At 39.3% G+C, this 244-nt stretch carries 1 protein-coding gene; it reads left to right on the top strand.

The window, feature by feature from the left end:
- The coding region (locus AAEY62_RS24150) for a hypothetical protein (protein ID WP_350637001.1) at positions 1-244 on the top strand (244 nt) is incomplete at both ends.

Genomic DNA, 244 nt, shown 5'->3' on the forward strand with positions numbered 1-244 from the left:
GAACTTGGCTTGCCTATCGCTTAAATCAAAAAGCAGCTAAAGGCGATGATGAAAAAGCCGAGGATGAAAGTGCCAGCACTCATGCTAATAAAAACGATAGCGCCATCACACCAGACAAAGATGATAAAACCTATCCACTGGTTATTGTAAATTTAAGCAATAAACGCAGCCACACAATTACAGATGTATTTAACTACAGTATTAGCGCAACTAACCAGCAACTATTAGTTAGCCAGAGTTACAG

This window comes from Pseudoalteromonas sp. GW168-MNA-CIBAN-0100 (assembly GCF_040309225.1).
Lineage (GTDB): Bacteria > Pseudomonadota > Gammaproteobacteria > Enterobacterales > Alteromonadaceae > Pseudoalteromonas > Pseudoalteromonas arctica.